Origin of the sequence: Moorena bouillonii PNG, assembly GCF_001942495.1 — a bacterium.
GTDB lineage: Bacteria > Cyanobacteriota > Cyanobacteriia > Cyanobacteriales > Coleofasciculaceae > Moorena > Moorena bouillonii.
Genome location: NZ_MKZS01000001.1, coordinates 932,657 through 946,468, shown reverse-complemented (window position 1 = coordinate 946,468; position 13,812 = coordinate 932,657). Strand labels below are relative to the sequence as shown.

At 41.7% G+C, this 13,812-nt stretch carries 14 protein-coding genes; 10 read left to right on the top strand and 4 right to left on the bottom strand.

Annotated elements, in window-relative coordinates; genetic code table 11:
- Positions 1 to 327: 327 nt before the first annotated feature.
- Positions 328 to 960 (bottom strand): signal peptidase I, encoded by a 633-nt coding sequence (gene lepB / locus BJP37_RS03840; protein WP_075896609.1) that lies wholly within the window; start codon positions 958 to 960, stop codon positions 328 to 330.
- A 164-nt stretch (positions 961 to 1,124) separates the two neighbouring features.
- Here lepB and BJP37_RS03835 point away from each other — a divergent pair, with 164 nt between their 5' ends.
- The 3 genes from BJP37_RS03835 (at position 1,125) to BJP37_RS03830 (ending at position 4,482) form a co-directional block, all read left to right on the top strand.
- Positions 1,125 to 2,660 carry an S-layer homology domain-containing protein gene (locus BJP37_RS03835; RefSeq protein WP_081431059.1) on the top strand — a complete coding sequence of 512 codons (1,536 nt, stop codon included), beginning with the start codon at positions 1,125 to 1,127 and terminating at the stop codon, positions 2,658 to 2,660.
- Positions 2,661 to 2,946: 286 nt separating this feature from the next.
- Positions 2,947 to 3,102, top strand: coding sequence for a hypothetical protein (locus tag BJP37_RS38395; RefSeq protein WP_158069402.1), 156 nt, complete (start codon positions 2,947 to 2,949; stop codon positions 3,100 to 3,102).
- Positions 3,103 to 3,381: 279 nt separating this feature from the next.
- Positions 3,382 to 4,482: an SGNH/GDSL hydrolase family protein gene (locus tag BJP37_RS03830; RefSeq protein WP_075896607.1), complete on the top strand. Its 1,101-nt coding sequence runs from the start codon at positions 3,382 to 3,384 to the stop codon at positions 4,480 to 4,482.
- 11 nt (positions 4,483 to 4,493) lie between these two features.
- Here BJP37_RS03830 and BJP37_RS38390 read toward each other — a convergent pair whose 3' ends face one another.
- Positions 4,494 to 4,643 carry a hypothetical protein gene (locus tag BJP37_RS38390; RefSeq protein ID WP_158069401.1) on the bottom strand — a complete coding sequence of 50 codons (150 nt, stop codon included), beginning with the start codon at positions 4,641 to 4,643 and terminating at the stop codon, positions 4,494 to 4,496.
- A 593-nt stretch (positions 4,644 to 5,236) separates the two neighbouring features.
- Here BJP37_RS38390 and BJP37_RS03820 point away from each other — a divergent pair.
- From BJP37_RS03820 to BJP37_RS03795, 6 genes are all read left to right on the top strand, one after another.
- Positions 5,237 to 5,980, top strand: a complete 744-nt coding sequence (locus tag BJP37_RS03820; protein ID WP_075896603.1) for an iron-containing redox enzyme family protein — start codon at positions 5,237 to 5,239, stop codon at positions 5,978 to 5,980.
- Positions 5,981 to 6,273: 293 nt separating this feature from the next.
- Positions 6,274 to 6,921 (top strand): class II aldolase/adducin family protein, encoded by a 648-nt coding sequence (locus BJP37_RS03815; RefSeq protein ID WP_081431058.1) that lies wholly within the window; start codon positions 6,274 to 6,276, stop codon positions 6,919 to 6,921.
- Between the two features lie 60 nt (positions 6,922 to 6,981).
- Entirely contained in the window at positions 6,982 to 8,340 is a 1,359-nt protein-coding gene (locus BJP37_RS03810; RefSeq protein WP_158069400.1) for a flavin monoamine oxidase family protein, read from the top strand.
- Positions 8,341 to 8,443: 103 nt separating this feature from the next.
- The gene (locus BJP37_RS03805; RefSeq protein ID WP_075896599.1) at positions 8,444 to 9,484 is read left to right on the top strand and encodes a sulfite exporter TauE/SafE family protein; all 1,041 of its coding nucleotides are present in this window, start codon (positions 8,444 to 8,446) and stop codon (positions 9,482 to 9,484) included.
- Positions 9,484 to 11,424, top strand: a complete 1,941-nt coding sequence (locus BJP37_RS03800) for an NAD(P)-binding domain-containing protein (protein ID WP_075896597.1) — start codon at positions 9,484 to 9,486, stop codon at positions 11,422 to 11,424. Before BJP37_RS03805 ends, BJP37_RS03800 begins: the two co-directional genes overlap by 1 nt.
- Positions 11,425 to 11,462: 38 nt before the next feature.
- Complete coding sequence (locus tag BJP37_RS03795; RefSeq protein WP_075896595.1) at positions 11,463 to 11,768, top strand: COG3415 family protein; 306 nt, start codon at positions 11,463 to 11,465, stop codon at positions 11,766 to 11,768.
- Between the two features lie 10 nt (positions 11,769 to 11,778).
- On the opposite strand, the gene BJP37_RS34180 is transcribed toward BJP37_RS03795, so the two are convergent.
- Positions 11,779 to 12,090 carry a transposase gene (locus BJP37_RS34180; protein ID WP_158069398.1) on the bottom strand — a complete coding sequence of 104 codons (312 nt, stop codon included), beginning with the start codon at positions 12,088 to 12,090 and terminating at the stop codon, positions 11,779 to 11,781.
- A 253-nt stretch (positions 12,091 to 12,343) separates the two neighbouring features.
- Entirely contained in the window at positions 12,344 to 12,685 is a 342-nt protein-coding gene (locus BJP37_RS34175) for a hypothetical protein (protein WP_081431055.1), read from the bottom strand.
- Positions 12,686 to 12,997: 312 nt separating this feature from the next.
- On the opposite strand from BJP37_RS34175, the gene BJP37_RS03785 reads away from it, so the two are divergent.
- Positions 12,998 to 13,630, top strand: coding sequence for an IS630 family transposase (locus BJP37_RS03785; protein ID WP_081431054.1), 633 nt, complete (start codon positions 12,998 to 13,000; stop codon positions 13,628 to 13,630).
- The last annotated feature ends 182 nt before the right edge of the window (positions 13,631 to 13,812 follow it).

Here is a 13,812-nt window from a genome sequence, read left to right as displayed (position 1 = left end):
AGGCAACGCTTTATAATTTGTAATATACCTCCTTTTTTCTTGCACGACCTACTTAGTTGAGCTAAATTATATACGTTGAGCATCCAATTCGCATCAGGCGTAAGTATGAAAATTGATTAGTTAAACTTATAGTAATTTCCGAAATCCGTAGAGGGCTTAAGTTCACACAAGCTTAATATTAGTAATGGGTAATTGGTCATTGTAATTACTGGCTACTCATTACCCATTACCCATTACCCATTACCCATTACCCACTTGGGGATGTGATCACGATACCAAGGAGCTTGATATTAACCGAAAATTTACCGAGATGTTGAAGGGCGAAGTTCAGATCGAACCAAGTTCACTAAAGGGCCAAAAACGGAAACAGGCACGACCAATGACTTTGTCTTTACCTAGAAAACCCCAAACATGGGAATCGTTGCTATTGTTGCGGTTGTCTCCCATCACAAACAAGTAATTTTCTGGCACCTGCACCAGTCCCATCTGATAACTGGGAGGTTGGGCAATGTAGTCCTCGTCTAGAGGAGTACCGTTGCGATAAACTTTGCCATCTTTGACTTGAACCGTATCACCGGATGTGCCAATCACCCGCTTGATGAAAGCTTGGTCTTTTGAGTAACCCAAAATTTGTAATTGTGGCGGTATTTCAAACACAATAATGTCACCGGCTTTTGGGGTATGGAAACGGTAAGAGATTTTTTCCACCACTAAGCGATCGCCTACTCCCAAAGTCGGGTACATGGAATCCGAGGGAATGTAGCGAGGTTCTGCCACAAATACTCGAATCAATAGAGCTAAGGCTAGTGCGATCGCAATAATTTGGAAATTTTCCTGTACTTGCTTCCAAAATGGCGTGCCACCCTTGTCCGATTGTTGACTCTGAGCATCTGTTTGCTGCTCCTGAACAGATTCAGAAGATTCACTCGGTGCTGCTAATTTCTTTTTCTGTGCATCCATACAAGATTTAAATTTACAGACATTTAAATTGACAATACTGGGTATTGTGACCTCGCCCTTTCCCTAAACATCTTTCCTAGTTTGGCAACTCAGCCAGGATAACACGCTTGATTGCCCTTTTGTGAATTTGCGTTAGTTTAGGAGGTAAGTACTGTTGTTGGACAATGCCCGTGCTGTTTCCACACTCTGTCCTACGTGCGAGTTTAGCGGTTTGTCTTCTGGGTTTGTTGAGTGCCTGCGCCAACACTAACCTAGGTGACGCTTTGCAGCGGTCTTTGGGAGCAGACCCCACACTGAAGGATAACCCACCCAAAAACTTGGGTGGGCCATCTCCAAATAAGCCTCAAACTACTCCCCAGAAACCGAAGTCAGTACCGTTGCCAGAAGACTTCCCCACTGAGATTCCCCGTTATCAACAAGCAACCTTGGAACAAGTGGAACCCCTCAAAGATGCTGCTGGTCCAGGTAAGTTGACGATTTGGTCATCCCCTGACCCAATTAATTTAATTCAGAACTTTTACCAAAAGACCTTTGAGTCGGGAGGCTGGGAAGTCCTCGACCAGCCAGAGGATCAAGATGGTGGCACATTCATCGTCCGTCGTAATGACTTGGACGTTACCCTTTCCATTCCTTCTGGTGCCACTACTGGCAAATCCACCGCTGCCTCCTCATCAAAGCCCCCAGCGGTTGCTACCAACAGCAGTGTGACTACATTTGATATTCAGTACGTCCGGGATGGTAAGGATACCAAAGCTGAGAAACCACAACCATCCCAGAAACCAACACAAGCTGAAAAACCCACACAAGCTCAGAAACCACAACCATCCCAGAAACCCACACAAGCTCAGAAACCCACACAAGCTCAGAAACCACAACCATCCCAGAAACCACAACCATCTCAGAAACCAACGCAACCCTCTGAGGTTGCCAGTAAGCCAGCTCAGGTCAGGTCAGGAAAACCAGAGAAATTGACTGACTTGGATAAAGTCCCCCGAGATTTGCGTAAGTATGTGGCAGATTTGGCAAAATTGGGAGTCTTAACCCCAGACACGGCTAATCCAAAGACCAATGCTGATAGTCAAGGTACTCAGTTTGCCCCCAATCAAACCATAAGCCGCCGTCAGTATGCCCGTTGGCTGATGGATGCCAATAATCGGATCTATGCCAATCGTCCAGGATTGCAAATCCGTTTAGCATCCAACACTACTCAACCTGCATTTCAGGATGTGCCTCGTACCGATCCTGATTTTCCCTATATTCAGGGATTAGCTGATGCTGGATTAATTCCTAGTCCCCTCAGTGGCGATTCTACCGCAGTATTGTTTCGTCCAAATGCACCCTTGACTAGGGAAAAACTGATGTTGTGGAAAGTGCCTCTCGATACTCGTAAAGCCTTGCCCAAAGCCTCTATTGAAGCAGTGAAAGAAACCTGGGGCTTCAAAGATACCGCCGAAATTGACCCGAAAGCATTGCGAGCCGTCTTAGCTGATTTCCGAAATGGCGATTTGGCAAACATTCGCCGAGTCTTTGGTTATACAATATTGTTTCAGCCTAAAAAACCAGTCACCCGTGCTGAAGCAGCAGCAGCGCTTTGGTATTTCGGTTCTCAGGGTGAAGGGCAATCTGCCAAAGAAGCATTGTTTATTAAGCCTCAAACCAGTCAGCCATCAGGGGCACCAAAAGCCACGCCATCGAATTAGGTGCATAAAATTAGGTGCATAAAAAACGTAAGCATATGCGCTACGCGCACGCTACTTGAGGTGCTATCAGCATTCAGCTATCAGCATTCAGCTATCAGTTATCAGCTATAAGTTATCAGCTATCAGCTTATGGGCTACTTGAGGTGCTACTGTTCGCGCAGCGTGCCCTTAGCGCAATCGGTGCTTTTGAATAAAATAAGCACCTCAAGTAGCGTAGCCTACGGCTGACGGCTGAATGCTCACTAAAAAACACTTTAAAACAGCTTTTATAGCGGTTTTTAGCCTAATGAGGTACATAGACTTTTTGCCCTGTTCCCTCTTCCCCTCCTGGGAGGGGTTAGGGGTGGGTTTCTCTTCCCTGTTCCCTGTTCCCTCTTCCCTGTTCCCTAAAACCAGAAACTCTGTACCTCACCAAATTGAAAACCGCTATAGTTGTGCTTAATCACAATTACTAACAAGTATTATTATTGCTTAGTAATTAGTGGTGATTGGTCTAGTGTGTCAATGCCAGACATGATATCAAGTCCGCTTAATCACGTCTAACATGGTTGATCCGATGCCTGTGAATTTTGAATTTTGAATTTTGAATTTTGAATTTTGAATTGCTAATTGCTTATGGTTAGTTAATTTTCAAGGTTCAATTGACTATAAACCCTGAAGGATAACTATTAAATCGGACATGATCTGAGATAATTATCTGCAATTAAGTTAAAAAAACATCATGAAGACACAAATTGCCGCCACAGGATTAGTCTTTTTCTCTTTAATGTTGCCCCTCAAGGCAAATGCTGTCGAGTTGTTTAGCAAGATGTATATCTTTGGAGACAGCCTCTCTGATCAAGGCAATCTGTTTAATGCCACCGCAGAGCAAATTCCCCCCAGTCCACCCTATTTTGAGGGACGTTTTTCCAATGGGCCCAACTGGGTGGATTATCTTGCAGGGGATTTGGAATTAAACCCTACTCTGTTTACCACTCTTGGCTCAGGTGCTATTCCTACTGAAGGCATTAACTTCGCTTTTGGTGGTTCTACTACAGGCACTGAAAACACTGTCGCTCTTACCTTCTCTGGATTGACAGGCTTACCAGGATTGGAACAGCAGATTGATGCCTTTACTGTTCCCCTGATACAAGCCGGTCAGTCTGCTGACCCAGAGGCTCTGTATATAGTGTGGGCTGGTGGTAATGATTATTTACCTACCCAAGGCAGTTTTGAACCATTTACAGATACTGTCACCACCCTGGCAAATTTGTCAGATGCAGTGCAAGACCTGACTAATGTTGGGGCTAAAAATATTATGGTAGTTAACTTGCCAGATTTGGGCAATACGCCCATTGCTCTGGCACTTGATGGACGTGTTCCTGGTACTACCGATGCCCTCAACACCTTGACAGAAGACCATAATTCTGGTTTGTCTGAACTACTCGATCAATTCAGTCAGACTCCCGACTCAGATGTCAATATCATCCCGGTTGATGTTAATTCTACATTTAGGGAAATTCTGGCTCAGCCAACGGAATTTGGTTTGACCAATGTAACTAGTCCTTGTCTGAATATACCAGCACAATTTGTATGTGAGAATCCCGAGGAGTTTTTATTCTGGGACTTACAACATCCAACCACTGGTGTTTATCGCATTATTGCGGATTTAGCCCTGTCAGCATTGAAGGATCCAAATCCAGATCATAACCATCCACACCCAGATCATAACCATTCACACCCAGCTAATGTTCCTGAACCAGCAATGGCTTTAGGTCTATTTGCTTTGGGGGCTTTAGGAATAGGTTCTAAGAGAATAGGGAAGAGGGGATCGGGAATTTAGAATGCGCGAATTTAGAATGCGCGAATCGGGAATCGGGAATCGGGAATCGGGAATCGGGAATTGGGAATCGGGAATCGGGAGTCGGGAGTCGGGAGTCGGGAAAAATCCTGGTAGTGCTGTACAATTCCTGACTTTAGCTCCCGAAACCTTGACCAGACCAACGCCTACATCACTACATCTTTACCAGTACCATCAAAAAATCAAAGGAGTTTTTTGCTACTATTGGGAATTAAACAAAATTAAAGCCCAAATATACCCCAAACCGGCTTTATAAGAAGCAAATACGTCTCTATTGTGACTCAACCAGTCAAATGACGAAACCTTTCAGAGGGTCGCCCTTTCCCTAAAGATACTGCTTCAGCTCCTAACCACAATCGTCTGAGTTTTTCATCCATTTATGGCATTAAAGCCTAAAATTTGGTTCTAATATCCTCAATTATTGACATTTTACCCAGAAACAATCACTTCGATTCTATTGTCTCATTTTTAGACCCTTATCAGAAACAAGTTTTTACTAAAATTATAATCATAGCATAACAAGTACGGAAGAGCCACAAATTTTTAGTGAAGTTTTTCCATTAGTCTGATAAACTATCTGTGAAGCCAAATAAATATATCTAGCGGTTTCTACCCTAATCAGGTACACAATATTTTTACCGGTTCCATATTCCATGTTCCATAAAACCAGGTAATATGTACCTCAAAAAAGTGAACAAAGCTAGACACCTAGCAAAAACTAGTTGAAGGCCAAATAATGACTAAGACTGCTGTAACTTGGGTAAAAGAAGCTCAACAACGCCGTCCTGCTGAAGAAATCGTGGAGTTTTGCCAAAAACATCCCATGATTAAACATCCCTATTTTGTGCGGCTTCAACAGGAACCTCCCAATCTAACCGCTTTTTGGTCATACTTTGCCAACTTAAATGAAGTCACTGCCAAGGTTCCTAATTGGTTGGCCAATATTGTGATGCGTGTAGAGGACTTGAGAATCAAAAGTCTGATTGCTGGTGTGCTATATGACGAACTGGGCAGTGGCGATATCAACAAAATACATAGCACCCTGATGGGTAAACTAATTGAAGGACTCGATCCGTGGCGGCCGCAACCAGAAAATTTCGAGCCAGAGTCTCCGGGTAAAACACTAGCCCAGGAAATGGCTAATTTCTTCGCAGGAGAGACTATTGATGTTGCTTGGGCAGTAGGCTCCCTGATTTCTGGTGAAGTATATGCAGAGCAGATGATTTCTTGCCTAGGCAAAGAAGTTCGTCGTCAAAATGAAGTGGATCTGTCTGTTTTTGAGTGGCTTCTTGTCCATGAACAGGTCGAAGGGGATCATGCCGATGCCTCTGATGCTATGTCTAAGATTGTGCCGACATCAGGTCCGGAGTTGGAATCAGTGATGGGAGGGGCCAAGTGGAAGCGTGACACACTTTGGGCATGGCTAGATGGCATCTACCGTGCTGCCTACAACGAACTACCAGAGACATTCGGCAGCTAAACTACTCATTCTCCGAAACAGCTATAGCAATCCTATTTGAGATCCAAACAATCAACACCTACAAGACCTTGGGAACAAAGGACTGTCCGTTGGTAACTAATTAAGGTTTGCTTTTGAGCTTCAATTCAATCCGATCATTAGGACTATGAACAAGCTGGCAACAATTGAACAGCACAAACAACTTGATCAGACATCGGACGAATCTACAGCTCGCATACAGCTAGCAGCAGTGTATAGACTGATAAATTACTACGGCTGGAGCGATCTAACCCTCACCCACGCCCTTCACACGAATACCGGGTTCTGAGTCTGATTTTCTGATTAATCCTTTTGGCCTCACTTTTGATGAAGTCAAAGCATCAAACTTGGCAAGAATAAACCTTGATGGCAAGGTAGTTGGTGACCAAGACGTACCAGTCAATCCAACTGCTGTTGTTATCCATGGTGCGATTCTAGCTGCTAGACCTGATATTAACACTGTGATTCATGCTCACACCCCTTACGCAGTTGCTGTCTCCACCCTTGCCTGTGGGTTGTTACACCTAGATCAAGCTTCAATGGTTTTCTATAACAAAATTGCTTACCATGATAATTATGGGTTAGAAATAAATATCGCACAACAGAAACGTCTGGCAGCGGATCTCGGACCGGAAAAATTATGTATGATCATGCGCAACCATGGCATAGTTGTTTGTGGACGGACTGTTGCTGAAGCATTCTTAAACCTTTATTTTCTGGAGTTTGCTTGTAGAACACAAGTATTGGCTATGTCAACTGGGGCTAAACTGAATCAGCCTTCTGAGGATATTTTGAATTCATTTGCTCAACAAATGGAACAGTTTAAACCAATGAAAAAGGATGGATTTAAGTCAACCCAAATAGCGACTTTCAAGGCTTTAGTGCGTATGATTGAGCGCATCGATCCATCCTATAAGGAGTGATAGCACTACAACAGACAATAAGAAACTTCTTTCATCTTAGACTCAAGATCAAGGGCAATTGTGGTCAACATTTGTGCTGGTGTCAGCCCTGAGAGACTCGTGAGAAAGGGCAAACCAAAACACGTACTGATTCTCGGCGCTGGCATAGCCGGACTGGTATCGGCCTACGAACTGATGCGAGCGGGTCACAATGTAACAGTGTTGGAAGCCCGTCTCCGACCAGGTGGGCGCATTCTAACGTTGCGGGAACCCTTTGCCGATGGGCTTTATGTGGAAGCTGGGGCGGCTCGCATCCCCGAAAATCACCACTGGACTCTCAAATACTTAGACCATTTCGGTCTGCAAGTGGCACCCTTTTATCCAGACAAACTGGATTTTGTCCATTACTTGCAGGGTAAGCGGCTTAGGGTCAAGAGTGGTACAGAGGTCAAGTTGGGTCAATATCCTCTTGATCTTACTCCCGCAGAAAGGGAAATGAGATTAGAGGAAATAGTAAAAAAGGTTTGTAGACCGCTTTTTACAGAACTCGGCGATCCTACCTCCCTTGAGTGGCCTCCCGAACCTTTAAGGAAGTACGACCAGCTCACAGTAAGAGAGTTTATCGATAGTCAGGGTATCTCCCCCCAGATTGCTAGGATGTTCGGGTTCGGTTACCTGGATTTTGCCAAAAACAATGTTTCTGTACTTGAGATCTTGCGTTTGATGGCTCTCGGAGTCAGTGAAAAGCAGATGTTAAAGATTGTCGGAGGGGCAGATCAACTAACAAATGCTTTTGCAAACCATTTGAAAGATAAGATCCACTACGGAGCAGAAGTTGTGGAAATCGAAAGCGATCGCTCTCAAGTCCGTGTCGCCTATGTTCAAGGAGGAGTGACCCAGACCATGGCAGCAGAATACCTGATTTGTACCCTTCCCTTCAGCGTCCTGCGCCACCTAAAAATTACTCCATCCTTATCGGAGAAAAAAAACCGGGCAATTCAGGAAATATCTTATCTTTCCTTGTCCCGTATCTTCTTGCAAGTCAGGAAACGTTACTGGTTAGACCAGGGGTTGAACGGTTTTGGTTTAGCAGACTATCCCACTGAACTCTGGCACTCCAGTTTCGATCTACCCCAACAAAGGGCTATATTGGTTTCCTATATGAAGGGAGAGCGATCGCAGAGTCTGGCCACCATGAGTGAAGCAGAACGAATAGAATATGCGATCGCCCAATTAGAACCCATGCTTCCTGGTCTAGAGGAGTATATTGAAGGTGGTCTATCCGTATGCTGGGATGAAGATAATTGGGCAAAAGGTGGACATGTTCTGTTGAGTGCTGGACAAGTAACTGGACTACTGCCACATACTGCTAATCCTGAAGGGCGCATACATTTTGCGGGCGAACATACCTCCCCTTGGCACGGCTGGAAGGTGCCTTAGAATCAGGCTATCGTGCCGCAATCGAGATTAACAACATTTTTTAGCAGCAACTAGCTAGCACAACTTATTTCTTCTTTCAAGCAAGCCATAACTAGTAAAAATTATGTCAATAAAAACCAAAATATTAAAGTTTGTTAAAATCTATCAATCTCATTTAACTTTAAGACAAAAAACTATAGTAATAATCGCACTCATAGTGTGGAGTATTTGGCTGAATACCCTTGGTATACAAGAGGCAATAGCATATTGTTACAATCATTGGGAGATTGCTTTAACAATGATGTTTGGCTCTATAATTGCTGGAGGAACAAGTATTGGTGGAGGAGCAGTCGCTTTTCCTGTATTTACTAAATTGCTAAATGTTTCACCTCATGATGCTAAGGTATTTTCCCTAGCAATTCAAAGTGTTGGTATGAGTGCCGCCTCAGTAGCAATTTGGGTGACAAGAATTAGGGTGGAGTGGCGGACGATCATTTGGGCTAGCATTGGAGGAGCATTTGGTATTTGGATTGGATTAGCTTTTTTTTCTCATTTTTTTCCCCCAGATATGATCAAGATGTCTTTTACCATGATGATCGCTAGTTTACCCTTTAGTTTAATCATGTCAGGAAAGAAAAGACAATACTATTTACAAGTCAATAATTGGAGTTTTATAGAACGAGTAATATTCTTTTTTACTGGGCTATTGGGAGGAATAATGAGTTCTTTAGTCGGCAATGGAATTGACATTTTAACATTTTCTGTGATGGTACTTTTATTTCGTATCAGTGAGAAAGTTGCCACTCCTACCTCGGTTGTTTTGATGGCTATCAATGCTGTAATAGGATTTACTTTACAAGTGTTTTTTATCAAAGATTTTACTGATCCGGCGCTTAGTTATTGGCTAGCTGCAGTTCCTATAGTTGTTATCGGTGCTCCTTTAGGAGCTATGTTTTGCAGCCTATTACGTCGCCAAACTATTGTCAATATTCTTATTGGTCTAATCTTGATTGAGTTGCTCACTTCTTTACTCATAATTCCCTTGAGAGTCACAACTATTTCTGTGAGCTTAATAATATTTATCTTGTTCTCTTTGCTCAATTACTGGATGTATTACACTGATATTTATGCAATAAAATCTATAAAAAAAGGTACAGTTGACTAATGATTCAAGTCAATAGTAATACTCCGATAATAAATAATCTTAAATTAGACAGTAATGTGGGCGAAGAACTTTTCGATCAGTACGATACATTTGGGATATATCGTGCAGTGCAATTAGCTACCAGGAGAACCCCTTGGTGGAATTTATTCGTAGCCAAACTAATAGATTGGACTATCTTTAGAGTAGCATTATTACCTTTACCACTTGCGCTAGTATCAAGCGTTTTTTTGGTAATTTCGGGGGGTTCAGTTTTGCTTAAATGGATGGTAGGTGTATTTTGGCTCTGGATTGGACTATTTATAATCGACCAATTTCGACTTTTGAGCCTAAACAAGAAGTTATCTATAGAACCCGCACTTAAGTGCTCAGAGCAACGAAGGTCGGTTATAGTCATAGGTGCAGGACCGATAGGTATTGCAGTGGTAAAAGAATGTATCGAGCAAGGGCTAGAGGTTCAATGCTTTGAACAGAAGGACAACATAGGTGGTGTGTTTCGGCCTAATAGAGAATTCCCTGGAGGTTGCTGGCCTACGGTACGATTGACCTCTTCGCCCTGGATAACTGCTTACTCCGACTTTCCACCAAAAAGCTCATCATCTGAACACTACACATTACAGGAATACTTAGAATATCTAGCCAACTACGTGGAGCATTTTAGATTTTGGAACCACTTGCATTTTCGACAGACAGTAACTGATGTGAAACCCAACGAAAAGGGAGGTTGGATAGTAACCACAGTAGATCGAGTTTCAGGTGAAACAGTTCCTCATCACTGCGATCGCGTGGCCATTTGTACTGGAGTCAATCTTATCCCTAAACCTATCCAGTTGCCAGGTCTCGATAGCTTTACTGGAGAAGTGCGTCATTCAGCTATGTATAAAGGAGTCGAGGGTTTAAGAGGGAAACATGTTGTTATTGTTGGTGCTGGAGAGTCTGGCGTTGATATTGCCGCAGAAGTTTCCTATGTTGCTGAAAATACATACTTAAGTATTCGGAAAGGTAAGTTTATTATCCCGCGCATCAATCCTCTCACTGGCATGGCGAATGACTACGACACTAACCGCATCCGAAACGCCCCACCCATCATTTTACAAAACTGGTTGATGACCTTAAAACGTCGTCTTTGTTTTCATACTGGAGACCACACGCCAGAATCTGCTTTCCGAACCCAGCTTCTAAAAAACTCAGATGTTGGTCCGATGTCCCAAGCCGTAACCAAATCTGATGACTTCATTTACCGTGTGATAGAAGGCAAGCTCAATCTACGTAGGGACTTAGTTGGATTTGATGGAGATGAAGTAATTTTCTCTGATGGCATTCGCCATCGTGCTGATGTAGTAATCTTCGCTCATGGTTACTTCCCTTCGTTCCCATTTCTTAAGTATCCTAAAGATGTGCAAGCTCTCCATCCAGGCAATATGTATCTGAATATGTTCCATCCTGAAATAGGATATTCTCTAGCCTTTTGTGGATTTGCACGTCCAAAAATCGGAGCTATTCCTCCTACTGGAGAGCTACAAGCTCGCCTATTTGCTCTAGTTGCAGCCGGAAAACGCTTACTGCCAGATGCAAGATTTATGGAACGAGATATCATCCAAACACGAAAAGAAAATGCCCTGAGTTTTCCAACTCAGCCGCCGCCTAATGTACTCATAAACTGGATTTCCTATATGGATAAAGTAGCAAATTTGATCGGCTCTCGCCCCAACCCCCTATACCTTTTAAAGAAACCTCGACTTTTATGGAAGTTTTGTTCTGGCCCAGTAACAGGAGCACATTATCGCTTGACTGGACCTGGTGCTTCTCAAACATCATTGGAAACGATAATGAAGCTTCCGCGAATGCATCAAATTAATGAAATAATAACTTACATTGGGCTTCATTTCTGGTTATGGCCACTCCAAATTATCAATCCTAATTCTATAGCGGTTTGCGCTTAAATAGAGTATAATATAATAACTATTATAAAACTCCAATTATGAAAGCCTATTCTGTTGATATAAGAACGAAAATTATCACAGCTTATCTAGACTGTGAAGGCTCAATGACCCGTTTAGCTAAAAGGGTTAAAGTGAGTCGCAATTTTGTATTTAGAATTATTAAAAAATTCAAAGAAACTGGAAATATATCACCGGGCAAACAAGGGAATAACCGAGCATCTAAATTAGAACCATTCACGGAATTTATCAAATCTATGTTGTCAGATCATCCATCATTAACTCTCTCGGAAATGGTGGAAATACTTGAAAAAGATAAACAAATTACTGTACACATAACTAAGTAGGTGGGCTTAATTAAACGTTAAAAACTTGATCATTTTTACTATCTATATTTTCAGATATTGTCCACTGTTGAAGCTGATAACCTACTTCGCAACTTCGTTTGTTTATACCTTCTTTAACTGCTAAAGCTAGATCGTATTCATCCTCAAACATTCTACCAGAGATTTGATGAGTTTTAAGTTGATGCCACTCCCCCTCTATTAGATTAAGTTCTGGACTATAAGTTGGCAGAAAGAATAAATACAATCCCATTTCTAACCATTCTTTTTCTTTAGATATTACCTGATGACTTTTATGACTTGAGGAATTATCCAAGACAATCACTGTATCTATTCCTGTTTTTAGTCGAGCTGTTTTTGCTTCTTAAGCTTCTTTGTCTTGATGCAGTCGCTCATGGGGGAAACCCCCAAGACCGCGCTGCATCGCTATCCAAAACTTTGATCAAATTATCTTTTTTTAGACTACCAAGCTTTAAAGTATAGTTAAAGCTTTTTTGGGGCTCATATATTCCTAATATATTTAGACGTTTTCCTCGTTTTTTACTTTGGGGAATTTGTTTCTGTTTTCCTACCTTTATCTAACTATAACTTACAGGACTCCAAAGACTGAAACCTGCTTCATCTAAGTATTTTAGTCTGACATCACCACAAGAGGCTTGCAGACGTAACATATCTAAATCTGCTTTTTTATATTCTTTTTCTCTGGGGTTAGGATGTCGTCTTGGACTTGTTTTTGTTCGCTTCCATAAATATCCTTTTTTTTTAAGTATCTTACGGATTCTTTCGGGACTTAATTCCACTTGACGCTCTTTTTTTAAAAGAACAGATAGCTGCTTACTATTGTAAGTTCTTTCTTCATCATTACAAAGCTCTTCTAGATAGTCTATATCCGATTTTTTCCAGGTTTTTTTTTCTACCACTTCTTGGCTTATCCCAGAGTCCTTATTTGCCTTGTATTATCCACCTATGAATAGTTTTTTTCACTGTATTCGGTGACCAATCTATCCAGTCAGATATTTGATTGACTGTCCATTCTTTAGGATTTAAACAGATAACTTATACTCTTTTTATAGTTCTTTTTGGACAATTATTATCAGATTTTAATTCTAACAACTCTTGAAGTTATAACTCACTTAGACGAATTTTTAATCGAGCTGGCATTACGATTTTGGGATTTTTAAACTACTTTTCTATTTTACACTTAATTACGCCCACCTACTTACCTTGAGTAGATTCCTGAAAAAACTCAACATAACACGAAAAAAAAAAGTTTATATGCCAGTCAAGCTAAAACGGAAAGAGTAGCTAATTTAAGACTTTTATATTGGCAAACAGTTACTAGTTTTTTAGTCAAAAACCTAGTCTTTTTGGATGAAACGGGGTTTAATTTAGGGAAAAAGCGCATTTATGGTCGTTCTCAAAAAGGAACCAGAGTTGTCGATTATCGCCCTTATTATAGAGGAGAAAATCTCACAATAGTTAGTGCTATTTGCTCCCAAGGTATATTAGGAACTATGACCTTAAATGGCTCGATTAATACTCAAATTTTTATGACTTATATAAAAGATATTTTAGCCCCATCCTTATGGCCTGGTGCCGTGGTAATTATGGATAATTTATCTAGCCATAAAAGTCAAAAAGTTATAGAAATATTATCAGAAGTTGGAGCTAAAGTTTTAGTTTTACCTCCCTATTCTCCTGATTTTAATCCCATTGATAAATTCTGGTTTATTTTGAAAGAATATTTACGTTCATTAGTAACTATGACCAGAGATGAGTTAGAAAAAGGTCTAGTTGATTGTTGTGATTCTTTGACTAAAGAACAAATAACAAAATTGTTTTCTTATTGCTGCTATTGTAACTAATATAAGCGCAAACCGCTATAAGTGGCATAAGTCAAATACTATTTGGTAATGCTCTACAGTTGTATACCAAAGGGAACAGCGGATCTGGGAACAGGGAACAGGGAGTAGGGAGTAGGGAGTAGGGAGTAGCGATGCAGCGCGGTCTTGGGGAGGCAGCGCGGTCTTGGGGGTTCCCCCGGAGA

Excerpts from the sequence above, each read along its gene's own strand:
- BJP37_RS03795 (WP_075896595.1), top strand. The coding sequence starts at position 11,463 with ATGAAAGCCTATTCTGTTGATATAAGAACGAAAATTATCACAGCTTAT.
- BJP37_RS03800 (WP_075896597.1), top strand. The coding sequence starts at position 9,484 with ATGATTCAAGTCAATAGTAATACTCCGATAATAAATAATCTTAAATTA.
- BJP37_RS03830 (WP_075896607.1), top strand. The coding sequence starts at position 3,382 with ATGAAGACACAAATTGCCGCCACAGGATTAGTCTTTTTCTCTTTAATG.
- BJP37_RS03805 (WP_075896599.1), top strand. The coding sequence starts at position 8,444 with ATGTCAATAAAAACCAAAATATTAAAGTTTGTTAAAATCTATCAATCT.
- BJP37_RS03835 (WP_081431059.1), top strand. The coding sequence starts at position 1,125 with ATGCCCGTGCTGTTTCCACACTCTGTCCTACGTGCGAGTTTAGCGGTT.
- BJP37_RS38395 (WP_158069402.1), top strand. The coding sequence starts at position 2,947 with ATGAGGTACATAGACTTTTTGCCCTGTTCCCTCTTCCCCTCCTGGGAG.
- lepB (WP_075896609.1), bottom strand. The coding sequence starts at position 960 with ATGGATGCACAGAAAAAGAAATTAGCAGCACCGAGTGAATCTTCTGAA.
- BJP37_RS03820 (WP_075896603.1), top strand. The coding sequence starts at position 5,237 with ATGACTAAGACTGCTGTAACTTGGGTAAAAGAAGCTCAACAACGCCGT.